Raw genomic sequence first — 24,247 nt, 5'->3', positions numbered from 1 at the left:
GGCGATCGGGCTGCTGCGGCCGGGGGGGGGGGGGCTGTACGCGACGTGCTCGCCGCACACGTCCGAGACCCTCGCCGTCGTCGCCGACGCCGTCCGGCGGCACCGGGTCGAGCAGCTCGACACGCGCGAGCTCGTGCCCGGCGTGCCGCGTCTCGGCGACGGTCCGTCCGTGCAGCTGTGGCCGCACCGGCACGGCACCGACGCGATGTTCATGGCCGCGCTGCGCGCCCCGGCGAGCTGACCGGCGAGCTCGCCGCGCGAACGCCGGGAGAATCGGTCCGCGCTCGGATACGGTCGGACGCGACCCGCCCGCTCCCGGCAGGAGGCACGTCGTGCCCGACATCGTCACCGTGACCATGAACCCGGCGCTCGACATGACCACCTATACCGAGCAGGTGCGGCCCACCAGCAAACTGCGCTGCGAGGCGCCGCGACTCGAGGCCGGCGGCGGCGGGATCAACGTCGCGAAGGTCGCCGGGGTGCTCGGTGTCTCGGCCGCAGCGGTGTATCCGGCCGGCGGCCCGACCGGGGACATGCTTTCGGCGCTGCTGTCCGGCGGCGGCGTCGACAGCCGGCGCATCGACATCGACGGCATGACCCGGGAGTCGTTCACGGCGATCGAGCGCAGCACCGGCCAGGAGTATCGGTTCGTGCTGCCCGGCCCGGAGCTGAGCGTGCGGGATCAGGAACGGTGCCTGGACATGCTCGTCGAGACCGCCACCGGTGCGCGGTACGTCGTCGCCAGCGGCAGCCTGCCGCCGGGTGTGCCGGGCGAGTTCGTCCAGCGCGTGGCCGACGCGGCCACCGATGCCGGCGCCCGCTTCGTCCTCGACTCGTCGGGGGACGCGCTGCGCCGCATCAAGTCCGGTGTGCACCTGGTCAAACCGAGCCTGCGGGAGCTGCGCGAGTGGGTGGGCCGGGAACTGCGCACCCCGCACGAACAGGCCGCGGCCGCCCACGAGCTCGTCGACGCCGGCATCGCCGAGGTCGTGGTGGTCTCGCTCGGGCCGGACGGGGCGCTGCTGGTCTCCGCCGACACGACCGCGCGGGTGAAAGCGCTGGACGTGCCCGTGCGCAGCGCCGTCGGCGCGGGCGACAGCATGGTCGCCGGACTGGTCGTCGGCTTGCTGCGGGGGCGGTCGCTGCGCGACGCCATGGCACTGGGCATCGCCGCCGGCTCGGCGGCGCTGCTCACCCCGGGCAGCCAGGTTTGCCGGCGCGAGGACGTCGAACGGTTCGACGTCCTCGCGCGCGAGCGGTGACACCCGATCGTCCCCGTCGTCCGGGCGGTGCCGAGCGGGCCGACGGGTCCGGTCGCCCGGGGTCGTCAGTGCTCGTGCCGGGCGCGGTCCAGAACGATCCGCTGCTCGGCCCGCGCCACCGTGCGCCGGGTCTGTGCGGCCGCGTCCGGCGTGACCGACACCGACGTGATGCCCCGGCGCACGAGATGCTCGGCGAGCTCGGTGCTGGTGGAGACGGCCTGCCCGCACAGCGACGTGGTCAGGCCGGCCGCCGACGCGCGTTCGATGATGTGGTCGATCGCGTCCAGCACCGCCGGGTCGAGCGTGTCGAACAGGTCCTTGCACATCTCGGAGTCGCGGTCGACGCCGAGCACGAGCTGGGTCAGGTCGTTGCTGCCGATCGACACGCCGTGGATGCCGAGCTTCGCGTATTCGGGCAGCCAGTACACCACCGACGGGACCTCGGCCATGATCCAGCGCAGCATCCGCCGATCGGTGCCGAGCGGATGCGCGTCGAGCTGGCCCAGGCATTCCTTCAGCTCCCAGCGGGTGCGCACGAACGGGATCATCAGGTGCACGTTGGGATGCTGCGCGCGTACGCGATGCAGGACGTCGAGGTCGAGCGAGAACAGCTCGGGGTCGCGCACGTAGCGGAAGCAGCCGCGGTACCCGATCATCGGGTTCTCCTCGTCCGGCTCCGTCTCGCCGCCCTCGAGGTTCGCGAACTCGTTGCTGCGCAGGTCGATCGCGCGGTACACCACCGGACGCGGGGCGAAGGCCGCCGCGATCCGCGCGACGCCGTCGGCCATCTTCGACACGTACTCCTCGCGCCGGCCCTGCGCGATCATGTAGGCGGGATGCTGGCCGGCGAGCGCCTCGGTGATCATGAATTCCGCCCGCAGCAGCCCCACCCCGTCGACGTCGGTGTCGGCGACGGCCTGCGCGGCGTCCGGGGTGGCGAGATTGACGTACACGGCTGTCGCGGTGACGGTCGGCGCGGATGCGGCGGCCGCCGGGGCGGCGGTCTGGGCCGCGGCCGGCCGCTCGGCGCGGACCTCCCCGTCGAAGACGACGCCGGCGTCGCCGTCCACGGTGATCAGCTGGCCGTCCTGCAGGTCCTGCGTCGCGGTGCGGGCACCCACGACGACGGGTTTGCCGAGTTCGCGGCCGACGATCGCGGCGTGGCAGGTGATGCCGCCGCCGTCGGTGACGATGCCGCCGGCGCGGCGCAGGATCGGCAGCCAGTCGGGGCGCGTCATCGGGGCCACGAGGATCTCCCCGTCGCTCAGGCGCTTGCCGTCGACCAGCTCGTGCAGCACCCGGACCCGTCCGGTGGCCCGGCCGGGGCCGGCACCGAGCCCGGTCAGCAGCGGCGCCGCCTGTCCGTTGCCCGACGCCGCAGCGGCGGCAGGCATCCCGAGGGTGGTGATCGGGCGGGTCTGCACGATCCACAGCTCACCCTCGGCGAACGCGAACTCGAGGTCCTGCGGCCGGCCGTAGTGCTGTTCGACGTCCGCGGCGAGCCGCGCGACCTTCCCGAGCTGCTCCTCGTCGAGCACGCGGATCTGCCGTGACGAATCGACCGCGACGCGGCTGTCGCCGGCGTCGGTGGAGGCGATCTGGAACTCCTGATGCCCGAGATGTACATCGAGCACCGTGAAGCCGTCCTTGGCGACGACGTAGGTGTCGGGCTCGACCTGCCCCCCGACGACGACCTCGCCCAGACCGAGGGCGGCCTCGACGACGATGCGATCGAGTTCGCCGGTGCGCGGATCGGCCGTGAACGCCACCCCCGACGATTCCGAGCGCACCATCACCTGCACCACGACGGCGATGGACGGTTCGTCGGTCACCCCGCGCAGGCCGCGGTAGGTGCGGGCGCGTTCGGACCACAGCGACGCCCAGCACGCCTGCACGGCGCGCACCACCGCGTCGGCACCGGCGATGTTGGTGTACGACTCGTGGATTCCCGCGAAGGAGGTGTCCGCGGCGTCCTCGGCGGGCGCGGAGGACCGCACCGCCACCGGCACGTCCACGCCCAGTTTCTCGTAGGCGGCGACGATGGCGGCGCGAATTTCGTCGGGCACCGTGGACTCGGTCACCAGCGCCGCCAGTTCCGCCGAGGTGCGGATCAGCGTCGCGTCGTCGATGTCGGGGGCCGGGACGGCCTCGGCGCGCAGCCGGTCGCGCACTCCCGCCGCGGCCATCGCATCGAGATAGGCGGCGGTGGTGATGGCGAAGGCGGGCGGCACGGGGAACCCGGCGCGGGTCATCTCCCCGAGGTTGGCGGACTTGCCGCCCACCGTCGGCGCGTCCTCCGCGCCCACGTCGCCGATCGGTCGAACCCACACCGTGTGCGTGGCCATTCTCGCTCCCCACTGCCGCATCGGGCCCAGCGGTTCCGGACCCGCCATCGTCCACTCAAGCATCGCCCAGCAGACCGAACCAGGGGTCGAAAGTCATGAAAACCCGCGCCGGCGGCGCGGGCACCGTGACGGGCGGCAGAGTCCGCCGCCGGGACCGTTAAACTCGGTGGACGTGGCCCACCCGATGATTGCTCCCTCCATCCTCTCCGCGGACTTCGCCCGGCTCGCCGACGAGGCCGCCGCGGTCGCCGACGCGCACTGGCTGCACGTCGACGTCATGGACGCGCACTTCGTCCCGAACCTGACCCTCGGCCTTCCGGTCGTGCAGTCGTTGCTGAAGGCGACCGACATCCCGCTCGACTGCCATCTGATGATCGAGGATCCGGGTCGCTGGGCGCCGCCCTACGCCGAGGCGGGCGCCCACAACGTCACCTTCCACGTCGAGGCCACCGACAACCCCGTCGCCGTCGCCCGCGACATCCGGGCCGCCGGTGCGCGGGCCGGGCTGAGCGTCAAGCCCGGCACCCCGATCGAGCCGTACCTCGAGATCCTCGAGGAGTTCGACACGCTGCTGGTGATGAGCGTCGAGCCCGGATTCGGCGGCCAGTCCTTCATCCCGGACGTGCTCGACAAGGCCCGCGCCATCCGCCGGCTCGTCGACGCCGGCGAGCTGACCCTGCTCGTCGAGATCGACGGGGGCATCAACGCCGACACCATCGAGGCGGCCGCCGAGGCCGGTGTCGACTGCTTCGTCGCCGGGTCGGCCGTGTACGGGGCCGACGACCCGGGCGAGGCGGTGCGCAAGCTGCGCGAGCGGGCCGCGCACGCCTCCCCGCACCTGACCCTGGCCCCGTGAGCGGTGCTCCGCGTGGGGCGGCGGTGAGCGGCGCACCGCTCGACGCGGCCCTGCGCCTCGCGCTCGACGCCGGCGAATCGGTGCGCGGCACCACCACCCCCAACCCGCCGGTCGGCGCGGTGATCCTCGACGCGGCCGGGCAGGTCGCCGGGGTGGGGGCGACCTGCCCGCCGGGCGGCCCGCACGCCGAGGTCGTGGCCCTGACCGAAGCGGGGGAGCGGGCCCGCGGCGGCACCGCGGTGGTCACCCTCGAGCCGTGCAACCACACCGGCCGCACCGGGCCGTGCGCGCAGGCGCTGCTGCGTGCCGGCGTCGCCGCCGTCTACTACGCGGTGACCGATCCGAATCCGCCCGCCGCCGGCGGCGCACAGACCCTGCGCGCCGCCGGGGTGAGCGTGCACGGCGGGTTCGGCGCCGAACTCGCCGAGGCGGGCGCGCTGCGCGCCTGGCTGCACCGGCAGCGCACGGGACGTCCCCATGTGACCTGGAAGTACGCGGCGAGCCTGGACGGGCGCAGCGCCGCGGCCGACGGCACGAGCCGCTGGATCTCCGGCCCGCAGGCGCGGGCCCGCGTGCACGCCGAGCGTGCCCGCCTCGACGCGATCGTCGTCGGCACCGGCACCGTCCTCGCCGACGACCCGTGGTTGACCGCCCGGCGGCCGGACGGCTCGCTCGCCCCGCACCAACCGCTGCGCGTCGTCGTCGGCCGAAGTGAAATCCCCAGGACCGCACGGGTTCTCGACGACGCCGCGCCGACCCTGGTGCTGCGCACCCACGACCCCGACGAGGTGCTCGGCGCGCTCGCGGACCGGGCGGACGTGCTGCTCGAGGGCGGCCCGCGCCTGGCCGGGGCGTTCCTCGCCGCCGGCCGGGTCGACCGCATCCAGGCCTATCTCGCGCCGGTCCTGCTCGGGGCCGGACCGTCCGCCGTACGGGACGCGGGCGTGGGCACGATCGCCGAGGCGCTACGGTTTCGTCGGGAGCGCGTCGAAACCGTCGGCGCCGACGTGTTGCTGACCCTGGTCCCCGACCGGGAGTGAAGGAGCGGGTACGTGTTCACCGGGATCGTGGAGGAACTGGGGGAGATCGTCGCGCGGGAGGACCTCGCCGACGCGGCGCGGTTCACCGTCCGCGGGCCCGTGGTGACCTCCGACGCCGGCCACGGCGACTCCATCGCCGTCAACGGTGTGTGCCTGACCGTCGTCGACGTCCAGGGCGGTGACTCCTTCACCGCCGATGTGATGAAGGAGACCCTCGACCGTTCGAGCCTGTCGCAGCTCGGTCCGGGCAGCCGCGTCAACCTGGAGCGGGCCGCGGCGCTGAACAGCCGTCTCGGCGGGCACCTGGTCCAGGGGCATGTCGACGGCACCGGCACCGTGCTCTCCCGCACCCCGTCGGAGAACTGGACCGTGGTGCGGATCTCGCTGCCGGCGGAGGTGTCCCGGTACGTGGTGCACAAGGGCTCGATCACCGTGGACGGGGTCTCGCTGACCGTTTCCGCCCTCGGCGGGACGCCCGGCGACGAGTGGTTCGAGATCTCCCTGATCCCGACGACGTTGTCGCTGACCACCCTGGGCAGTGCCGCGCCCGGCACGCTCGTCAACCTCGAGGTCGACGTCATCGCCAAGTATGTGGAGCGGCTGCAGGCCGCCGGCCGCTGAGTCGTACTGTTGAACTCGGCAATCAGTTTGTCCGTACACGAGATTTTGGAGCCCACGCAAGTGACGAGGTTCGACACCATCGAGCGCGCGATCGCCGATATCGCAGCCGGCAAGGCGGTCGTCGTGGTCGACGACGAGGACCGCGAGAACGAGGGCGACCTCATCTTCGCGGCCGAGAAGGCCACCCCCGAACTCGTGGCGTTCATGGTGCGCTACACCTCCGGGTACCTGTGCGTGCCGCTGGCCGGTGAGGACTGCGACCGCCTCGGCCTGCCCCCCATGTACTCGACCAACCAGGACAAGCACGGCACCGCCTACACGGTGACCGTCGACGCGCGCGAAGGGATCGGCACCGGCATCTCCGCGTCGGACCGGGCCACGACGATGCGCCTGCTCGCCGATCCGAACAGCACCGCGCAGGACTTCACCCGCCCCGGGCACGTGGTGCCGCTGCGCGCCAAGGAGGGCGGCGTGCTGCGCCGGCCCGGCCACACCGAGGCCGCCGTCGACCTCGCCCGCATGGCCGACCTGCGTCCGGCGGGGGTGATCTGCGAGATCGTCTCGCAGAAGGACGAGGGCCACATGGCTCAGACCGAGGAACTGCGGGTCTTCGCCGACGAACACAAGCTCGCCCTGATCTCCATCGCCGACCTGATCGCCTGGCGCCGCAAGCACGAGAAGCACGTGGTGCGCATCGCCGAGGCCCGCATCCCCACCCGGCACGGCGACTTCACCGCCGTCGGCTACCAGAGCGTCTACGACGAGGTCGAACACGTCGCGCTGGTGCTCGGCGACATCCCCGGCCCGGACGGCGAGGGGGCCGACGTGCTCGTGCGGGTGCACTCGGAGTGCCTGACCGGCGACGTGTTCGGCTCGCTGCGCTGCGACTGCGGCCCGCAGCTCGACGCCGCACTCGAGATGGTGGCCATGGAGGGCCGCGGCGTGGTGCTGTACATGCGCGGACACGAGGGCCGTGGCATCGGGCTGATGCACAAGCTGCAGGCCTACCAGCTCCAGGACTCCGGCTCGGACACCGTGGACGCGAACCTGCAGCTCGGCCTGCCCGCCGACGCCCGCGACTACGGCATCGGCGCGCAGATCCTCGTGGACCTGGGCATCTCGTCGATGCGGTTGCTCACCAACAACCCGGCCAAGCGGGTCGGCCTCGACGGTTACGGGCTGCAGATCACCGAGCGGGTGGCGATGCCGCTGCGCGCGAATTCCGAGAACATCACCTATCTGCGCACCAAGCGGGACCGCATGGGCCACGACCTGATCGGCCTGGACGACTACGAGGCGGGGGACGCGTAGATGAGCGGCGAAGGACTGCCCGAGCTGCAGCTGTCCGAGGCGGCCGGGCTGAAGCTGGCCATCGTCGCCGGCCGCTGGCACACCGAGATCTCCGAGGCGCTCGTCGCCGGGGCGCAGCGCGTCGCCGAGCAGGCCGGCGTCACCGACGTCACCGTCGAACGCGTCGCCGGTGCGATCGAGCTGCCGGTCGTCGCCCAGCAGCTGGCCCGTACCCACGACGCGGTCGTCGCCCTCGGCGTCGTGATCCGCGGCGGCACCCCGCACTTCGAGTACGTGTGCGACGCGGTCACCTACGGGCTGACCCGCATCGCGTTGGACGAGGGCACCCCCGTCGGCAACGGCGTCCTGACCACGAACGACGAACAACAGGCCCTCGACCGGGCCGGACTGCCCGGCTCCGCCGAGGACAAGGGCGGCCAGGCGTGCGCCGCCGCCCTCGACACCGCCGTCACCCTGCAGCGGCTGCGCGGGGCCGCGCGGTGACCTCCGCCGCCGACACCGTCTGGGACCTCGAGGTCCGCAGCCGCAAGATGACCCGGTGGGCGATCGTCGCGGCGGTCCTGCTCATGCTCGGCCACATCGGGGCCGCGCTCGTGCTGCGCGCCGGCGGCGACACCGGCGTGAACCTGCGCCTCGCCGATCAGATCGCCATCGTCTGCGTGGGGGTGGTCGTCTCCGGCGGTGTGCTGCTGCTGACCCGGCCCCGGCTGCGCGCCGGGGCCGCCGGCGTGGCAGTCCGCAACATCCTCGGCGAGAAGGCGTTCGGCTGGGATCAGGTCCGGGGCATGAGCTTCCCCCAGGGCAAGCCGTGGCCGAGGCTCGAGCTGCCGCAGGACGAGTACGTGCCCGTCGTCGCGGTACAGGCCCGCGACGGCGAGCACGCCGTCGCGGCGCTGACCGCGTTCCGCGAGCTCGAACAGCGGTACGGCGGGGGCGTCGGCACCGCCGACTAGCCTGGACCCGTGCCCGACCCCTCGACCTATCGCCCTGCTCCCGGCACCATCCCGGTGGAGCCGGGGGTGTACAAGTTCCGCGACCCGCACGGCCGCGTCGTCTACGTCGGAAAGGCCAAGAGCCTGCGCTCGCGGCTGAACTCGTACTTCGCCGACGTCGCGTCGCTGCACCCGCGGACCCGCCAGATGGTGACCACCGCCGGGTCCGTCGAGTGGACCGTGGTGGGCACCGAGGTCGAGGCGCTCCAGCTCGAGTACAACTGGATCAAGGAGTTCGATCCGCGCTTCAACGTCCGCTACCGCGACGACAAGACCTACCCCATGCTCGCGGTGACGCTGAACGAGGACTACCCGCGGCTGTTCGTCTACCGAGGACCGCGCCGCAAGGGCGTGCGGTACTTCGGGCCCTACTCCCACGCCTGGGCCATCCGCGAGACCCTGGACCTGCTGCTGCGGGTGTTCCCGGCCCGCACCTGCTCCGCCGGGGTGTTCAAGCGTCACGCGCAGATCGGCCGCCCGTGCCTGCTCGGCTACATCGACAAGTGCTCGGCGCCGTGCGTGGGCCGCGTCGACGCCGACGAGCACCGGCGCATCGTCGAAGACTTCTGCGACTTCCTCGCCGGCCGCACCGACAAGCTGGTCCGCGACCTCGAACAGCGCATGCAGGCCGCCGCCGAAGACCTGGACTTCGAGACCGCCGCGCGCCTGCGCGACGACCTCGGGGCGCTGCGCCGGGCCATGGAGAAGCAGGCGGTGGTGCTCGGCGACGGCACCGACGCCGACCTCGTCGCCTTCGCCGGCGACGAGCTCGAGGTGGCCGTACAGGTGTTCCACGTGCGCGGCGGCCGCGTGCGCGGACAGCGCGGCTGGGTGGTGGAGAAGTCCGGGGACGTGGTCGACCGGCCCGAGACCGCGGCAGGCGCGTCCGACGCCGAGACGGAGGTGTCGCTGCTCGTCGAGCAGTTCCTCACCCAGTTCTACGGCGAGGAGGCCGCGCTGTCGGCTGCCGGGGCCGAACCGGCCGGCAGCGCGGTGCCGCGGGAGGTGCTCGTGCCCGCCCTGCCGCCCGACCCGGAGGAGATGAGCCGCTGGCTCGGCACCCTGCGCGGGGGTCCGGTGCGGCTGCGGGTACCGCAGCGCGGGGACAAGAAGGCCCTCGCCGAGACCGTGCAGCGCAACGCGCACGAGGCGCTGACCCAGCACAAGCTGCGCCGCGCCGGTGACTTCACCGCCCGCTCGGCCGCCCTGCAGGGCATCCAGGAGGCCCTCGACCTGGACTCGGCGCCGCTGCGCATCGAGTGCGTCGACATCAGCCACGTCCAGGGCACCGACGTCGTGGCGTCGCTGGTGGTGTTCGAGGACGGCCTGCCCCGCAAGTCCGACTACCGCCACTACGCCATCCGCGAGGCCGCCGGCGACGGCCGCTCCGACGACGTCGCCTCCATCGCCGAGGTGACCCGGCGCCGATTCCTGCGGCACAACCGGGACCTCGCCGCGGCCGGCGGTGACCTGGTCGCGGCCCGCCGCGGTGACCCGGACGCGGCCCGCCGCGGTGACCCGGTCGCCGCCCGCGACGGCGACGGCGGTGACCTCGCCCCGGAGGCCGCGCTCGACCCGGCCACCGGGCGGCCCCGCCGCTTCGCGTACCCGCCGAACCTGTACGTCGTCGACGGTGGTGCCCCGCAGGTCGCCGCCGCGGCGGAGGTGCTCGACGAACTCGGCATCACCGACGTCGCGGTGATCGGCCTGGCCAAACGGCTCGAGGAGGTGTGGGTGCCGGGAGAGGAAGATCCGGTCATCCTGCCGCGCACCAGCGAATCGCTCTACCTGCTGCAGCGGGTGCGCGACGAGGCGCACCGCTTCGCCATCACCTACCACCGCAGCAAGCGGTCCCGGCGGATGACCGCGTCCGCGCTCGACGGGGTTCGCGGGCTCGGGCAGGCGCGGCGCAACGCGCTCGTCGCGCACTTCGGGTCGGTGGCCCGGCTGCGGGAGGCGAGCGTGGAGGAGATCACCGCGGTGCCGGGCATCGGTGTCGCCACCGCCCGCGCCGTGCTCGACGCCCTGCGCGGCGACGCCCCGGACACCGAGACGGCGGGCGAGGCTGCGCCGGACACGCCGGTGAGTGATGATGGCACCGTCGGCGTGTCGGGCGGACGAACGGAGACGGAACGGTGACGCAGCAGGCGCAGACGGCGCAGCCTCGACCCCGGCCGCGGGGTGAACTCCGCCCGCGCGCCGAGGTCGCCCTGGTCACCGGCCTGTCCGGGGCCGGCCTGAGCACCGCCGCGACGGCACTCGAGGATCTCGGCTGGTTCGTCGCCGAGAATCTGCCCCCGCAACTGGTCACCTCGATGGTCGATCTCGCGGTGCAGGCCGACCCGCCCCTGCAGCGCCTCGCCGTGGTCATGGACGTCCGCAGCCGCCTGTTCACCGGCGACCTCGGCTGGGTCGTCACCGAACTGGCCGCCCGGCCCGTGCGCACCCGGGTGCTGTTCCTCGAGGCCACCGACGAGGTCCTCGTGCGTCGTTTCGAGCAGGTCCGGCGCAGCCACCCGCTGCAGGCCGACACCGCCGACCGCACCCTCACCGACGGCATCGCCGCCGAACGCGCCCAGCTCGCCGGGGTGAAGGCGGCCGCCGATCTGGTGGTCGACACGTCGTCGCTGTCCGGTCCGGAACTACGCCGCAAGATCGACTCCGCGTTCGGGGACGGCGACGCCGACTCGATCCGGGTCACCGTCGAATCCTTCGGGTTCAAGTACGGTCTGCCGATGGACGCGGACGTGGTGTGCGACGTGCGGTTCCTGCCCAACCCGCACTGGGTGCCCGAACTGCGCCCGCACACCGGCCAGGACGACGACGTCCGCGACTACGTGCTGAGCCGGGACGGGGCCCAGGACTACCTGCAGACCTATCATCGGCTCCTCGAACTGACCACGGCCGGCTACCGCCGGGAGGGAAAGCGCTACATGACGATCGCGGTGGGATGTACCGGCGGCAAGCACCGCAGCGTGGCGATGAGCGAGGCCCTCGCCGCGCGCCTGGAAACCGACCCGACGCTGGCGGTGCACGTCGCGCACCGGGATCTGGGGCGCGAATGACGGGCCCCGGCACCGCGGCCCCCGCACCCGGGCCCGGCGGGCAGGTCGCCGCGCCGGAACCGTCGATCGTCGCCCTGGGCGGCGGCCACGGCCTGTACGCCACCCTCAGCGCCGTCCGCCGGCTCAGTAACCGCGTCACCGCCGTCGTCACCGTCGCCGACGACGGGGGGTCCTCCGGGCGGCTGCGCGCCGAACTCGGCGTCATCCCGCCCGGCGACCTGCGCATGGCCCTGGCCGCGCTCGCCGCGGACACCCCCCGCATCCACACCTGGACCGAGACGGTCCAGCACCGGTTCGGCGGCACCGGCGCCCTGGCGGGACACTCGGTCGGCAACCTGATCCTGGCCGGACTGACCGAGGTGCTCGGCGACCCCGTGGCCGCGCTCGACCGCGTCGCCGAGCTGCTCGAGGTGCGCGGCCGGGTGCTGCCGATGTCGCCGATCGCCCTCGACATCGAGGCGGACGTCTCCGGCCTCGAATCGGATCCGCGCGCCAGCCGGATCATCCGCGGGCAGGTCGCCGTCGCCACCACCCCCGGCAAGGTGCGGCGCGTGCGGCTGATCCCGGCCGACCCGCCGGCGTGCCCCGACGCGCTCGACGCGGTGGGCGCCGCCGACCTCGTCGTGCTCGGGCCCGGCTCGTGGTTCTCGAGCGTCATCCCGCACGTGCTCGTCCCCGAGCTGCACGAGGCGCTGGTGGCGGCGCCCGCCCACAAGGTGCTGGTGCTCAACCTCGCTGCCGAACCGGGGGAGACCGCCGGATTCTCCACCGAGCGGCATCTGCACGTGCTGGCCCAGCACGCCCCCGACTTCCGGGTCGACCACGTGGTCGTCGACTCCGCGTCGGTACCCGAAGGACGCGAACGCGAACACCTGTGCCGGGCGGCCGCCGGATTCGGCGCCCGGGTGGTCTACGCCGACGTCGCCGAGACCGGCACCCACCGACACGATCCCGCCAAACTGGCGGCGGTCCTGGAACGACACCTGCCCGACGCGGCCCGCCCCCGGGATCTCGCGCAGCGGGACGGAAGGGAGATCCCGACGTGGCAATGACAGCGGAGGTCAAGGACGAGCTGAGCCGGCTGGCGGTCACCCGCACCAGCAGCCGCAAGGCCGAGGTGTCCGCCCTCCTGCGCTTCGCCGGCGGGCTGCACATCGTCGGCGGCCGCGTCGTCGTGGAGGCCGAGGTGGACCTCGGGTCGATCGCCCGCCGGTTGCGCCGCGAGATCTTCGAGCTCTACGGCTACTCGGCGGAGGTGCACGTCCTCGGCGCCGGCGGACTGCGCAAGAGCTCACGCTACGTGGTGCGCGTCGCCAAGGAAGGCGAGGCCCTCGCCCGTCAGACCGGCCTGCTCGACGTGCGTGGCCGCCCGGTGCGGGGCCTGCCCGCCCCGGTCGTCGGCGGCAGCATCGCCGACGCCGAAGCGGCGTGGCGCGGCGCCTTCCTCGCCCACGGCTCGCTCACCGAGCCGGGCCGCTCCTCCGCCCTCGAAGTCAGCTGCCCCGGCCCGGAGGCCGCGCTCGCGCTCGTCGGCGCCGCCCGCCGCCTCGGCATCGCCGCCAAGGCCCGCGAGGTGCGCGGCGCCGACCGGGTCGTCGTGCGCGACGGCGAAGCCATCGGGGCGCTGCTCACCCACATGGGTGCCCAGGACACCCGGCTGACCTGGGAGGAGCGCCGGATGCGGCGCGAGGTCCGCGCCACCGCCAACCGGCTCGCCAACTTCGACGACGCCAACCTGCGCCGCTCCGCGCGCGCCGCCGTGGCCGCGGCCGCCCGCGTCGAACGGGCCCTGGCGATCCTCGGCGACGACGTGCCCGACCACCTCGCCGCGGCGGGCGCCCTGCGCGTCCAGCACCGGCAGGCCTCCCTCGAGGAACTGGGCCAGCTCGCCGACCCCCCGATGACGAAGGACGCCGTCGCCGGACGCATCCGCCGACTGCTGTCCATGGCCGATCGCCGCGCCAAGGATCTCGGCATCCCCGACACCGAATCGGCAGTGACCCCGGAGCTGCTCGACGAGGCCTAGCCGACCGGCCCGGGCCTCCTGCCGCACTCCGCCGGCACCGCAGATAGGGTAGGGGTCACATCGACCGATGAGTCCTGCCGGTGGGCGCCGGTGTCTCCGGCGCCGCGGCGGGCAACACTGGCACAACCAGAAGAAATGGGCAAAGGAGCGTAATTGTGACTGTCCGGGTAGGCGTGAACGGCTTCGGTCGTATCGGACGTAACTTCTTCCGGGCTGTCGAGGCGCAGAAGGCGCTCGGCACCACCGACATCGAGATCGTCGCGGTCAACGACCTCACCGACAACGCGACTCTGGCCCACCTGCTCAAGTACGACTCGATCCTCGGCCGGCTGCCGCAGGATGTCAGCCTCGACGGTGAGGACACCATCGTCGTCGGCGACCACCGGATCAAGGCCCTCGAGGTCAAGGAAGGCCCGGCCGCGCTGCCGTGGGGCGACCTGGGCGTCGACGTCGTCGTCGAGTCGACGGGCATCTTCACCGACGCGTCGAAGGCGAAGGGTCACCTCGACGCCGGCGCCAAGAAGGTGATCATCTCGGCGCCCGCCAAGGGCGAGGACCTCACCGTCGTGATGGGTGTCAACGACGACAAGTACGACGGCAGCCAGAACATCATCTCCAACGCCTCGTGCACCACCAACTGCCTCGGACCGATCGCCAAGGTCCTCGACGACAGCTTCGGCATCGTCAAGGGCCTGATGACCACGGTCCACGCCTACACCCAGGACCAGAACCTGCAGGACGGCCCGCACAAGGATCTGCGCCGCGCCCGCGCCGCCGCCCTGAACGTCGTGCCCACCGGCACCGGCGCCGCCAAGGCCATCGGTCTCGTCCTGCCGCAGCTGGTCGGCAAGCTCGACGGCTACGCCCTGCGCGTGCCGATCCCCACCGGCTCGGTCACCGACCTGACCGCCAACCTCGCCACCCCGGCCTCCGTCGAGGAGATCAACGCGGCGATGAAGGCGGCCGCCGAGGGCCCGCTCAAGGGCATCCTCAAGTACACCGAGGACGAGATCGTCTCCTCGGACATCGTCACCGATCCGCACTCGTCGATCTACGACGCCGGCCTGACCAAGGTCATCGACGACCAGGTCAAGATCGTCTCCTGGTACGACAACGAGTGGGGCTACTCCAACCGCCTGGTCGACCTCATCGGCCTGGTCTCGAAGTCCCTCTGACCGAACAGGACAGTCGAACAGTGGCAGTTCAGACTCTCGAGGATCTGCTCGCCGCCGGCGTCGAGGGCCGTGGCGTGCTGGTGCGCTCGGACCTCAACGTCCCGCTGGACGGCGCGACGATCACCGACCCCGGTCGCATCATCGCGTCCGCCCCGACGATCGCCGCGCTCGCCGAGGCGGGCGCGAAGGTCGTCGTCACCGCCCACCTGGGCCGGCCCAAGGGCGAGCCCGATCCGAAGTTCTCCCTCGCCCCGGTCGCGGCGAAACTCGGCGACGTGCTCGGCCGCAACGTCCAGCTCGCCGGCGACGTCGTCGGGCAGGACGCGCTGGCCCGCTCGGAAGGCCTGACCGACGGCGACATCCTCCTGCTCGAGAACATTCGCTTCGATCCGCGCGAAACCAGCAAGGACGAGGCGCAGCGGCAGGCGCTGGCCCGCGACCTCGTCGAACTCGTCGGCGACGACGGGGCTTTCGTCTCCGACGGCTTCGGCGTGGTGCACCGCAAGCAGGCCTCGGTGTACGACGTGGCGAAGCTGCTCCCGCACTACGCGGGCAACCTCGTCGCCGCCGAAGTCGAGGTCCTCGCCAAGCTCACGAGCGACCCGGAGCGGCCCTACGCGGTGGTGCTCGGCGGCTCGAAGGTCTCCGACAAGCTCGCCGTCATCGAAGCCCTCGCCCCCAAGGTCGACACCCTCGTCATCGGTGGCGGCATGTGCTTCACCTTCCTTGCCGCGCAAGGCATCCCGGTGGGCAACTCGCTGCTCGAGGAATCGATGACCGAGACGTGCAAGGACCTGCTCGAGCGGTTCGGCGACGTCATCCACATCCCGCAGGACGTGGTCGTCGCCGACTCCTTCGCCGCCGACGCCGAGGCGAAGACGGTGCCCACCACCGAGATCCCCGACGGCTGGATGGGCCTGGACATCGGACCCGAGTCGGTGGCCCGGTTCGCCCAGTACCTCACCGGCGCCAAGACCGTGTTCTGGAACGGCCCGATGGGCGTGTTCGAGTTCGAGAAGTTCGCGGCCGGCACCAAGGGGGTCGCCGAGGCGATCGTCGAGGCCACCCGCTCCGGCGCGTTCAGCGTCGTCGGCGGCGGCGACTCGGCCGCGGCCGTGCGTCTGCTCGGCCTCCCCGAGGACGGGTTCTCCCACATCTCCACCGGCGGCGGCGCCTCCCTCGAATACCTCGAGGGCAAGGAGCTGCCCGGGATCAGCGCCCTCGACGACACCGCACCGGAGGCCTGAGATGACCCGAAAGCCGCTCATCGCCGGCAACTGGAAGATGAACCTCAACCACCTCGAGGCCATCGCCCTCGTGCAGAAGATCGCCTTCGCGCTGCCGGAGAAGTACCTCGAGAAGGTGGACGTGACGGTGCTGCCGCCGTTCACCGACATCCGCAGCGTGCAGACGCTGATCGAGGGCGACAAGCTGCTGCTCACCTACGGTGCGCAGGACGTCTCGGCCCACGACTCGGGTGCCTACACCGGAGAGATCAGCGGCGCGATGCTGGCCAAGCTGGGGTGCACCTACGTGGTGGTCGGCCACTCGGAGCGACGCACCCTGCACGGCGAGACCGACGAGATCGTCCTCGCCAAGACCAAGGCGGCGTTGCGGCACGGCCTGACCCCGATCGTGTGCATCGGCGAAGGCCTCGACATCCGCGAAGCCGGTCAGCACGTGTCCCACAACGTCGCCCAGCTGCGCGGATCCCTCGCGGGGCTCTCGTCCGACGACATCGCGAAGATCGTCGTCGCGTACGAGCCGGTCTGGGCCATCGGCACCGGCAAGGTGGCCTCGGCCGCCGACGCCCAGGAGGTGTGCGCGGCGGTACGCGCCACCCTCGCCGAGCTCGCCTCCCCGGAGACCGCCGACGCCGTCCGCGTGCTCTACGGCGGCTCGGTCAACGCCAAGAACGTCGGCGAACTGATCGCCCAGCTCGACATCGACGGCGGTCTCGTCGGCGGTGCCTCGCTCAAGGCCGACGAGTTCGCCCAGCTGTCCGCCATCGCCGCGGGCGGGCCGCTGTAAGGCACCCGCGGTGCCCTTCCGGATCCCCCGAGGCCCGGAAGGGCGCCGCGACGGCGCCCTGTAGTCTGGCGCCATGGCACTGTTCCTCGACATCCTGCTGATCACCACCAGCCTGCTGCTGATCCTGCTCGTGCTGCTGCACCGCGGCAAGGGCGGCGGTCTGTCCACCCTGTTCGGTGGCGGTGTCCAGTCCAGCCTGTCCGGCTCCAGTGTCGCCGAGAAGAACCTCGACCGGCTGACCGTGTTCACCGGCATCGTCTGGCTGATCGCCATCCTCGGCATCGGCCTGCAGATCAAGTTCAGCTGAGCACTGCGCACGACGGCGCGACCCGGACTTCCGGGTCGCGCCGTCGTGCGTCGGCCGCGATACTGACCGGATGACGGATACCGCCCGCCCGGCCGACCCCTCCGGGTCCCGCTCCGCCACCGAACCTCTGCGCCAGGACATCCGGCTGCTCGGCGGGATGCTGGGCCGCATCGTCCGCGAACAGGCCGGCGAGCACCTCTTCGCCCTCGTCGAACGCGCCCGCGTCGAGAGCTTCCGCGTGCGCCGCTCCGAGATCGACCGCGCCGAACTCGCGGCGATGTTCGCCGACGTCCCCACCGACGACACCCTCCCCGTCATCCGGGCCTTCAGCCACTTCGCGCTGCTGGCGAACCTCGCCGAGGACCTGCACCGGGAACGCCGCCGCGCCGTGCACGTGCGCGCCGGGGAGCCGGCACAGGACAGCTCCCTGGCCGCCACCTACCGCAAGCTCGACGCCGCCGAACTCGACCCCGCCGAGGTCGCCGCCGCGCTCGACGGCGCCCTCGTCTCCCCGGTGATCACCGCCCACCCCACCGAGACCCGCCGCCGCACCGTCTTCGACGTGCAGACCCGCATCACCGATCTCATGCGCCGCCGCGAACGCGCCGAACCCGACGAGCGATCCGACATCGACCTGCACCTGTGGCGGCAGATCCTCACCCTGTGGCAGACCGCCCTCATCCGGCTCGCCCGCCTGCGCATCCAGGACGAGATCGAAGTGGGCCTGCGCTACTACGACGCCGCCCTGTTCCGCGTCGTCCCGGCCCTCAACGCCGAGGTCCGGCGCGCCCTGCGCGAACGCTGGCCCGGCGTCCCGCTGCTGCCGGACCCGTTGGTGCGCACCGGAACCTGGATCGGCGGCGACCGCGACGGCAACCCCAACGTCACCGCCGAGGTCGTCCACCGCGCCACCGACCGGGCCGCCGCGACCGCCCTCGGCCATCACCTCGCCGAGCTCGAACGGCTCGAGCAGGAGCTGTCGATGTCCGCACGTCTGGTCCGCGTCACCGACGACCTGGCCCGCCTCGCCGACGCCTCCGGTGACGCCGCCCCGTCGCGCGCTGACGAACCGTACCGCCGCGCGCTGCGCGGCATCCGGGGCCGCCTGACCGCCACCGCGGCGCGACTGCTCGACGACCCACCGCCGCACGCGGTGCCGAGCCGGCTGACCGCCTACGACACGCCCGCCGAACTGCTCGCCGACCTCGACATCCTCGACGCCGCCCTGCGCGCCGGCGGCAGCGCGGTCCTCGCCGACGACCGGCTCGCGCACGTGCGCGGCGCCGTCGAGGCTTTCGGCTTCCACCTCGCCTCCCTCGACCTGCGGCAGAACGCGGAGGTGCACGGCCGGGTGATCGCCGAACTGTTCAGCTGGGCCGGTGTCACCGACGACTACCCGGCGCTGCCCGAGGAGGAGAAGGTCGCGCTGCTCGCGGCCGAACTGCGCACCCGCCGTCCCCTCAGCGCGCCCGGCGCGCGGCTCGGCGCCGACACCGCCCGTGAACTCGGCGTGCTCCGTGCCGCCGCCGACGCCGTGACCCGGTTGGGCCCGGATGCCGTGCCGCACTACATCGTCAGCATGTGCAGCTCGGTCTCGGATCTGCTCGAGGCGCTGGTTCTGCTCGACGAGGCCGGCCTCGTCGAGCACGACATCGCCGGGCCGCGCTGCCCGGTCGCGGTGATCCCGCTGTTCGAGACCATCGACGATCTGCGGCACGGCGCCGAGATCCTCACCGCCGCCCTCGCCGTCCCCGAGTTCCGCAACCTCGTCGACTCCGCCGGCGGGGTCCAGGAGGTCATGCTGGGCTATTCGGACTCGAACAAGGACGGCGGCTACCTCGCCGCGAACTGGGCGCTGTACCGGGCCGAACTCGACCTGGTGGAGGCCGCGCGCACCGCCGGGATCCGGCTGCGCCTGTTCCACGGCCGCGGCGGCACCGTCGGTCGCGGCGGCGGACCGAGCTACGACGCGATCCTTGCGCAGCCGCCCGGGGCCGTCGCCGGCTCGCTGCGCCTGACCGAGCAGGGTGAGGTGATCGCGGCGAAGTACGCCGAGCCGAAGCTGGCGCGCCGCAATCTCGAGTCCCTCGTCGCCGCGACCCTCGAGTCCACCCTCCTCGACGTCGAGGGACTCGGCAGCGACGCCGGCCCGGCGTACGCGGTGCTCGACGAGCTCGCCGAACTTGCCCGCGCCGCCTACAGCGATCTCGTGCACGAGACCCCGGGCTTCGTCGAGTACTTCCGGACGGCCACGCCGGTCGCGGAGATCGGGGCCCTGAACATCGGCAGCCGGCCCACCTCGCGCAAGCCGACGTCGTCGATCGCCGACCTGCGGGCGATCCCCTGGGTGCTGGCATGGACCCAGTCCCGTGTCATGCTGCCCGGCTGGTACGGCACCGGGACGGCCGTCGAGACCTGGATCGCGGGCGACGAGGCGCGCCTGGCCACCCTCACCGGCCTGTATCGGCGCTGGCCGTTCTTCCGCACCGTGCTGTCCAACATGGCGATGGTGCTGGCCAAGTCCGACCTCGGTCTCGCGGCGCGCTACGCCGAACTGGTGCCGGACCCGGACCTGCGGGACCGGGTGTTCGACAAGATCACCGCGGAACACGAGCGCACCGTGCGCGTCTACCTGGCGATCACGGGGCACTCCGAGCTCACCGCGGACAACCCGGCGCTCGCCCGGTCGGTGCACAACCGCTTCCCGTACCTCGAGCCGCTGAACCACCTGCAGGTCGAGTTGCTGCGCCGGTTCCGGGCGGGGGAGGACACCGACCGGGTCCGCCGCGGCATCCAGCTGACGATGAACGGCCTCGCGACCGCGCTGCGGAACAGCGGCTAGCGCCGGGCAGCAGGCCGGGGCGGCAGCGGCCGGTCCGGCCGGGCCGGACCGGCCGGAGCTGCCCGCTCAGCGGGACGACGGCGCGCCGAACGGCCGTGACCCGCTACACCTGGACGGGTGACTCATGACCGCGAACAGATCGTCGAACGGCTCGCCGAACTCGCCTCCGCCCTCGACCGCCGGGACTGGGCCGGTCTCGGTGCCGCCTTCACCGACTCCGCGACCGGCTACGGCGTGGCGGGGCGCGACGGCATCGTCGCCGTGGTCCGCGCCCATCTCGGCGGCTGCGGACCCTCGCAGCACTTGCTGGGCAACCACCGCATCGAGGTCGACGGCGACCGGGCCCGGTCGCTGACGTACGCCCGCGTCCACCACGTGGGCGCGGGCCCGGCCGCCGGGGCGAGCTACGAGTGCTTCGGCGAGTACGACGACCGGTGGGTCCGCACCCGGGACGGCTGGCGCCTGACGTCGCGCACCTTCACCATCTCCCACGACCTCGGCGACTTCGGCGTCCTCCGGCCCGGCTGACCCGCGGCGCGTGCACCGCGGGTCCGGCCGAGGCGGACGTCAGGGCGTGACGATCGCGAAGTCCGGATCCACCGGTGCGAGTACCTCGACGAGCCGGGCCACCACTGTCGGGTCGCCCGTCACCGCGATCGTCCCGTCCGCGAGGGCCGCCGCCGCATCCAGCTGCCCGGTGAGGGCACCGATCAGGGCGCGGCGGGTGAGGGTGAACACGGTGCTGTCCGGCGGCGGCTCGGGCACGGTCCGATGGTTGAGCACGCCGTGGCGCAGTTCCGTGAGATACGTGGTCCCGAGGTCGGTCAGGACCCACGTGATCACCAGCTGCAGATCCCACGCGCGGGGTCCGTCCACCCGCACCGCCAGGCTGTCGAACAGCTGCGGGACGGTCAGCGCATCGAGGAAGTCGCCCGAGGACTGCACCGGCGACCCGAAGATTCCCTCGCGGAGTTCCTTCGCGCCGGCCAGATAGACGCAGCGCCAGGTGCCGTTCTCGGCGCCGTACGCGAGTTGCTCCATCGCGTCGGCCTGCAGGTCCCGGGCGGCCTGATCGGTGTCGTCGGTGAACAGCAGATGTTTGCAGACCTCGAGCACCCAGCGGTAGTCGCCCTCCTCGAAGGCACCTCGCGCGACGGCGAGGGCGGCGTCGGCGCCGCCCATGGCGTCGACGTACCGGCGGGCGGCCTCGGCCGGGGGATGGGCCCACAGGTTGGCGGGGTTGCCGTCGTACCACCCCATGTACCGCTGGTAGATCGCCTTGACGTTGTGGCTCACCGAGCCGTAGTAGCCGTGGGTGTGCCACGCCGCCGCCAGGGCCGGGGGCAACTCGAACCGTTCGGCGATCTCCGCGCCCACGAGGCCCTGATTCATCATCCGCACCGTCTGATCGTGCAGGTACAGGTACATGTCGCGCTGCACGGCGAGGAATTCGAGCGCTCGCTCCCGGCCCCAGGTCGGCCAGTGGTGCGAGGCGAACACGACCTCGAGCGCGTCGCCCCACAGGCCGATCGTCTCGTTGAGGTAGTGGCCCCAGGCGTGCGCGTCGCGCACCACCGCACCGCGCAACGTGAGGATGTTGTGCAGGGTGTGGGTGGCATTCTCGGCCGCGCACAGCGCGCGCCGCTCGGGGAACCAGATGTTCGTCTCGGCGGGGGCCTCGGTGCCGGGGGTCAGCTGGAAGACCATCCGTACCCCGTCGACGGTGAGCTCCTGCCCGGTCGCGGTGATGTCGACGGTCGGCGCGATGAGCGTGACGGTGCCGGCCGACGTGGTCTGGCCCAGCCCGGCACCGATCTGACCGGCCGGCCCCTTCCCGAGCGCCGCCCCGTACATGTAACCCGAGCGCCGCGACATCGCCGTGCCCGCGAACAGGTTCTCCGACACCGCATGTTCGAGGAACCCGGCCGGGGCGACGACCGGGACCGTCCCGGCCGCGACGAGTTCCGCGTCGAGCACCCCCTCGACGCCACCGAAGTGGTCGACATGGGAGTGGGTGTAGATCATTCCGGACACGGGCCGGTCGCCGCGGTGCCGCCGGTACAGCGTCAGCGCCGCCGCGGCGGTCTCCGCGCTGATCAGCGGGTCGATCACGATCACCCCGGTGTCACCCTCGACGACGGTCATCACCGACAGGTCGAACCCGCGCAACTGGTAGATCCCCGGCACCACCTCGAACAGGCCGTCCTCGGTGAGCAGCCGGCTCTGCCGCCACAGACTCGGATGCGCCGTCGGCGGGGCGGGCCCGTCGAGGAACGCGTAGGCGTCGAGGTCCCACACCACGCGTCCGTCCGCGGTGGTGATCGTCCGTTGCTCGCTGCGGCCGACGAACCCGCGCGTCGCATCCTCGAAGTCCTGCCCGTCGTCCGCGGGCAGCGTGGCCGCCGCGGCCTGCAGGTTCCGCCGAGTGGTCTCGCTGGCACCGGAAGCGCTCATGGCCGCCGTCCTCCCCGGAAGTTGCGCGGTGCCCCGAGCGTAGAGGACGTTGCCGGCGCAGGCCGGTGATCACCGGAATCGGGCGCGACTCACCGATACTCGTCGGCGAGTTCGAGGTAGCCCTCCCAGTGCGGCAGGGCCCGGCCGCCGAGCACGGCGTCGAGCCGGTCGAGGTAGTACTGCCAGCCGGGACCGATCTCCGAGGTCTCCGACCGCGGGACGTGCCGGTGCGAGAACTCGAGGGTGGTGACGACCCCCACCTGCTTCGTCGTGAGCTCGAGTTGCCACCCGTCCTGGTCGACGACGAGGACGTGGGGCGGGTCGCAGCGCAGGATCCGCACGTCCGTCGTCGCCGTGTCGTGCTCGTCGGTCATCGTCAGCTGCACCCGTCCCGAGGCGGGGTCGCCCGTCCACCGTCCGTACCAGTGTTCGAGCCGGTCGGTCAGCGCCGCCCACACCTCGCCGACCGGCAGGGCGAAGCTGCGCACGTAGTGCAGGGTGACGAGGGAGGACCCGTCCGGACAGCCGTGCTCGGGCCGGATCTCGCCCAGGACGGTGGTCGGGGTGCTCATCGAAGGCTCCTTTCCACGCAGTGCTGTCCCCATTGTGGTCCGCCGGAGCGCAGCCCGCCGGGTATGCGCCGGGCCGTCCCGCGGGAACCGCGGGGGTGGCCGCGGCGTCGAACTGGGCAGGGAACACGGAACTGGGAACACCGAACTGGGCAGGGAACACCGTAGGGGAGGAGCTTCGCGATGGACCGTAGGACGGAGCGATGCCGCCGTGGCCGCCTCACCGGGCTGCGCGCGACCCGCAATCCGAGCTGGGCGGCACGCCTGCGTTGCGGCGTGACCGACGGCCGTGTGCCCCCGGATCCGCGGTCCGGCGGACCCGACCGGGACGGGCGGCGGTGGTGACGGTCAGCCCGCGGGCAGCGCCGCGGCGGCCTCCGTGTCGAGGAACCACACGGTCTGTTCGCGGCCCCGCGCCCCGGCGGCCGGGATGTCCACCGCGTCGGCGCCGCCCACCGCGGCCGCGACGGCCTCGGCCTTGGCCGCGCCGGTGACGAGGAGCCACACCTGCCGGGCACGGCGGACCGCCGGGAGGGTGAGCGTGACCCGCGCGGCGGGCGGCTTGGGGGAGTCGTCGACGCCGACGACGAAGCGATCCTGCTCGCGCACCGCGTCGGTGTGCGGGAACAGCGAGTTGACGTGTCCCTCGCCGCCCATCCCCAGCAGGTGCACGTCGAACTCGGGGGTGCTGCCGTCGGAGGAGTTCGCGGCGAGCACCTGCGCGTACGCGCGGGCCGCCGACTCGGGGGAACCGGCCCCGGCCTCGTCGAGGGTGGGCATCGCGTGCACCCGCGCCGGATCGAGCGGCACGTGGTCGAGCAGCGCCGCGCGGGCCTGGACCTCGTTGCGCTCGGGATCGCCCGGCGGCAGGTACCGCTCGTCGCCGAAGTACACGTCGACCGCGGACCAGTCGATTCCGCCGGGAGCCCGCAGGACCGCGTCGAGCACGGCGATGCCGGTGCCGCCGCCGGTCAGCACCACCGCGGCGTGGCCGCGGTCGCGCTGCGCGGCGACCACGGTCTCGACGAACGCTGCGGCGGCCGCCCGCGCGAGCTCGTCGCCCGACTCGAAGCGCCGCACGTGGACGTTCCCGGAGATGTGGCGCGCGTCAGACATATTCCACCTTCGACAGGGCCGTCAGGGCCGCGTGGTACACCTCGTCGGGATCGAGCCGCCGCAGTTCCTCGGCGAGGCATTCCGAGGAGTCGCGGCGTGCGAGCGTGATCAGCGAATCGGGTTTGCCGGTGCGCCGCAGCGTGGCCACGCGCCCGTCCTGAGGCCGCTCGAGCGAGATCGTCTGGGTTCGGGTGCGCAACTCGACCCGCAGATCGCCCACCGCGCGGTGCACCGG

The 24,247-nt window shown here is 72.7% G+C and carries 22 protein-coding genes and 1 pseudogene; 18 read left to right on the top strand and 5 right to left on the bottom strand.

Annotated elements, in window-relative coordinates; translation table 11 throughout:
* Window positions 1-241 (top strand): annotated as a pseudogene (locus tag OEY_RS28615) (rRNA small subunit methyltransferase B); the annotation flags it as partial.
* A gap of 91 nt (window positions 242-332) precedes the next feature.
* Window positions 333-1,262: a 1-phosphofructokinase family hexose kinase gene (locus OEY_RS0117395; protein WP_010595115.1), complete on the top strand. Its 930-nt coding sequence runs from the start codon at window positions 333-335 to the stop codon at window positions 1,260-1,262.
* 65 nt (window positions 1,263-1,327) lie between these two features.
* Here OEY_RS0117395 and ppsA read toward each other — a convergent pair whose 3' ends face one another.
* Entirely contained in the window at window positions 1,328-3,607 is a 2,280-nt protein-coding gene (gene ppsA / locus OEY_RS0117390) for a phosphoenolpyruvate synthase (RefSeq protein WP_010595114.1), read from the bottom strand.
* A 172-nt stretch (window positions 3,608-3,779) separates the two neighbouring features.
* Between ppsA and rpe the strand changes: the two genes are divergently transcribed.
* From rpe to OEY_RS0117310, 16 genes are all read left to right on the top strand, one after another.
* On the top strand, window positions 3,780-4,463 hold the full coding sequence (gene rpe / locus OEY_RS0117385) for a ribulose-phosphate 3-epimerase (RefSeq protein WP_010595113.1): 684 nt from the start codon (window positions 3,780-3,782) through the stop codon (window positions 4,461-4,463).
* On the top strand, window positions 4,460-5,503 hold the full coding sequence (gene ribD, locus OEY_RS0117380; RefSeq protein ID WP_228287154.1) for a bifunctional diaminohydroxyphosphoribosylaminopyrimidine deaminase/5-amino-6-(5-phosphoribosylamino)uracil reductase RibD: 1,044 nt from the start codon (window positions 4,460-4,462) through the stop codon (window positions 5,501-5,503). Before rpe ends, ribD begins: the two co-directional genes overlap by 4 nt.
* 12 nt (window positions 5,504-5,515) lie before the next feature.
* Window positions 5,516-6,124, top strand: a complete 609-nt coding sequence (locus tag OEY_RS0117375) for a riboflavin synthase (RefSeq protein ID WP_010595111.1) — start codon at window positions 5,516-5,518, stop codon at window positions 6,122-6,124.
* Window positions 6,125-6,184: 60 nt separating this feature from the next.
* Window positions 6,185-7,435, top strand: a complete 1,251-nt coding sequence (locus tag OEY_RS0117370; protein WP_006937680.1) for a bifunctional 3,4-dihydroxy-2-butanone-4-phosphate synthase/GTP cyclohydrolase II — start codon at window positions 6,185-6,187, stop codon at window positions 7,433-7,435.
* Entirely contained in the window at window positions 7,436-7,918 is a 483-nt protein-coding gene (gene ribH, locus OEY_RS0117365) for a 6,7-dimethyl-8-ribityllumazine synthase (protein WP_010595110.1), read from the top strand.
* Entirely contained in the window at window positions 7,915-8,388 is a 474-nt protein-coding gene (locus tag OEY_RS0117360; RefSeq protein ID WP_010595109.1) for a PH domain-containing protein, read from the top strand. The genes ribH and OEY_RS0117360 overlap by 4 nt, the downstream gene beginning before the upstream one ends.
* Before the next feature lie 9 nt (window positions 8,389-8,397).
* The gene (uvrC, locus tag OEY_RS0117355; RefSeq protein WP_029540084.1) at window positions 8,398-10,566 is read left to right on the top strand and encodes an excinuclease ABC subunit UvrC; all 2,169 of its coding nucleotides are present in this window, start codon (window positions 8,398-8,400) and stop codon (window positions 10,564-10,566) included.
* A 71-nt stretch (window positions 10,567-10,637) separates the two neighbouring features.
* Window positions 10,638-11,492 carry an RNase adapter RapZ gene (rapZ, locus tag OEY_RS0117350; protein ID WP_172603666.1) on the top strand — a complete coding sequence of 285 codons (855 nt, stop codon included), beginning with the start codon at window positions 10,638-10,640 and terminating at the stop codon, window positions 11,490-11,492.
* A complete protein-coding gene (locus tag OEY_RS0117345) occupies window positions 11,489-12,544 on the top strand; it encodes a gluconeogenesis factor YvcK family protein (RefSeq protein WP_010595106.1) in 1,056 nt (351 codons plus the stop codon). Before rapZ ends, OEY_RS0117345 begins: the two co-directional genes overlap by 4 nt.
* Window positions 12,541-13,518, top strand: coding sequence for a DNA-binding protein WhiA (gene whiA, locus OEY_RS0117340; RefSeq protein WP_017682091.1), 978 nt, complete (start codon window positions 12,541-12,543; stop codon window positions 13,516-13,518). Before OEY_RS0117345 ends, whiA begins: the two co-directional genes overlap by 4 nt.
* 155 nt (window positions 13,519-13,673) lie before the next feature.
* Window positions 13,674-14,693 carry a type I glyceraldehyde-3-phosphate dehydrogenase gene (gene gap / locus OEY_RS0117335; RefSeq protein WP_010595104.1) on the top strand — a complete coding sequence of 340 codons (1,020 nt, stop codon included), beginning with the start codon at window positions 13,674-13,676 and terminating at the stop codon, window positions 14,691-14,693.
* Window positions 14,694-14,713: 20 nt separating this feature from the next.
* On the top strand, window positions 14,714-15,940 hold the full coding sequence (locus OEY_RS0117330; protein WP_010595103.1) for a phosphoglycerate kinase: 1,227 nt from the start codon (window positions 14,714-14,716) through the stop codon (window positions 15,938-15,940).
* A gap of 1 nt (window position 15,941) precedes the next feature.
* Complete coding sequence (tpiA, locus tag OEY_RS0117325; RefSeq protein ID WP_010595102.1) at window positions 15,942-16,724, top strand: triose-phosphate isomerase; 783 nt, start codon at window positions 15,942-15,944, stop codon at window positions 16,722-16,724.
* Window positions 16,725-16,797: 73 nt separating this feature from the next.
* Window positions 16,798-17,031 carry a preprotein translocase subunit SecG gene (secG, locus tag OEY_RS0117320; protein ID WP_003939471.1) on the top strand — a complete coding sequence of 78 codons (234 nt, stop codon included), beginning with the start codon at window positions 16,798-16,800 and terminating at the stop codon, window positions 17,029-17,031.
* Window positions 17,032-17,101: 70 nt separating this feature from the next.
* Window positions 17,102-19,873, top strand: coding sequence for a phosphoenolpyruvate carboxylase (ppc, locus tag OEY_RS0117315; RefSeq protein WP_010595101.1), 2,772 nt, complete (start codon window positions 17,102-17,104; stop codon window positions 19,871-19,873).
* 117 nt (window positions 19,874-19,990) lie between these two features.
* Entirely contained in the window at window positions 19,991-20,401 is a 411-nt protein-coding gene (locus OEY_RS0117310; RefSeq protein WP_010595100.1) for a nuclear transport factor 2 family protein, read from the top strand.
* Window positions 20,402-20,440: 39 nt separating this feature from the next.
* Here the strand turns inward: OEY_RS0117310 and OEY_RS0117305 are convergent, their stop codons facing one another.
* The 4 genes from OEY_RS0117305 to OEY_RS28610 all read right to left on the bottom strand — a co-directional run.
* Entirely contained in the window at window positions 20,441-22,327 is a 1,887-nt protein-coding gene (locus tag OEY_RS0117305) for an alkyl/aryl-sulfatase (RefSeq protein WP_010595099.1), read from the bottom strand.
* 89 nt (window positions 22,328-22,416) lie between these two features.
* The gene (locus OEY_RS0117300; protein ID WP_010595098.1) at window positions 22,417-22,899 is read right to left on the bottom strand and encodes an SRPBCC domain-containing protein; all 483 of its coding nucleotides are present in this window, start codon (window positions 22,897-22,899) and stop codon (window positions 22,417-22,419) included.
* A 345-nt stretch (window positions 22,900-23,244) separates the two neighbouring features.
* Complete coding sequence (gene pgl, locus OEY_RS0117295; RefSeq protein WP_010595097.1) at window positions 23,245-24,012, bottom strand: 6-phosphogluconolactonase; 768 nt, start codon at window positions 24,010-24,012, stop codon at window positions 23,245-23,247.
* A partial coding sequence (locus OEY_RS28610; protein ID WP_010595096.1) for an OpcA/G6PD domain-containing protein occupies window positions 24,005-24,247 on the bottom strand: 243 nt, incomplete at its 5' end. The genes OEY_RS28610 and pgl, both read right to left, overlap by 8 nt.

Origin of the sequence: Rhodococcus sp. P14, from assembly GCF_000256505.1 — a bacterium.
Lineage (GTDB): Bacteria > Actinomycetota > Actinomycetes > Mycobacteriales > Mycobacteriaceae > Rhodococcus > Rhodococcus ruber.
The sequence above is the reverse complement of the archived record's forward strand: the minus strand, read 5'-3'. Positions and strand labels throughout refer to the sequence as shown.

Coding starts and splice junctions, on each gene's coding strand:
- ppc (WP_010595101.1), top strand. CDS start 17,102: ATGACGGATACCGCCCGCCCGGCCGACCCCTCCGGGTCCCGCTCCGCC.
- OEY_RS0117300 (WP_010595098.1), bottom strand. CDS start 22,899: ATGAGCACCCCGACCACCGTCCTGGGCGAGATCCGGCCCGAGCACGGC.
- OEY_RS0117305 (WP_010595099.1), bottom strand. CDS start 22,327: ATGAGCGCTTCCGGTGCCAGCGAGACCACTCGGCGGAACCTGCAGGCC.
- tpiA (WP_010595102.1), top strand. CDS start 15,942: ATGACCCGAAAGCCGCTCATCGCCGGCAACTGGAAGATGAACCTCAAC.
- OEY_RS0117345 (WP_010595106.1), top strand. CDS start 11,489: ATGACGGGCCCCGGCACCGCGGCCCCCGCACCCGGGCCCGGCGGGCAG.
- secG (WP_003939471.1), top strand. CDS start 16,798: ATGGCACTGTTCCTCGACATCCTGCTGATCACCACCAGCCTGCTGCTG.
- ppsA (WP_010595114.1), bottom strand. CDS start 3,607: ATGGCCACGCACACGGTGTGGGTTCGACCGATCGGCGACGTGGGCGCG.
- whiA (WP_017682091.1), top strand. CDS start 12,541: ATGACAGCGGAGGTCAAGGACGAGCTGAGCCGGCTGGCGGTCACCCGC.
- pgl (WP_010595097.1), bottom strand. CDS start 24,012: ATGTCTGACGCGCGCCACATCTCCGGGAACGTCCACGTGCGGCGCTTC.
- ribH (WP_010595110.1), top strand. CDS start 7,436: ATGAGCGGCGAAGGACTGCCCGAGCTGCAGCTGTCCGAGGCGGCCGGG.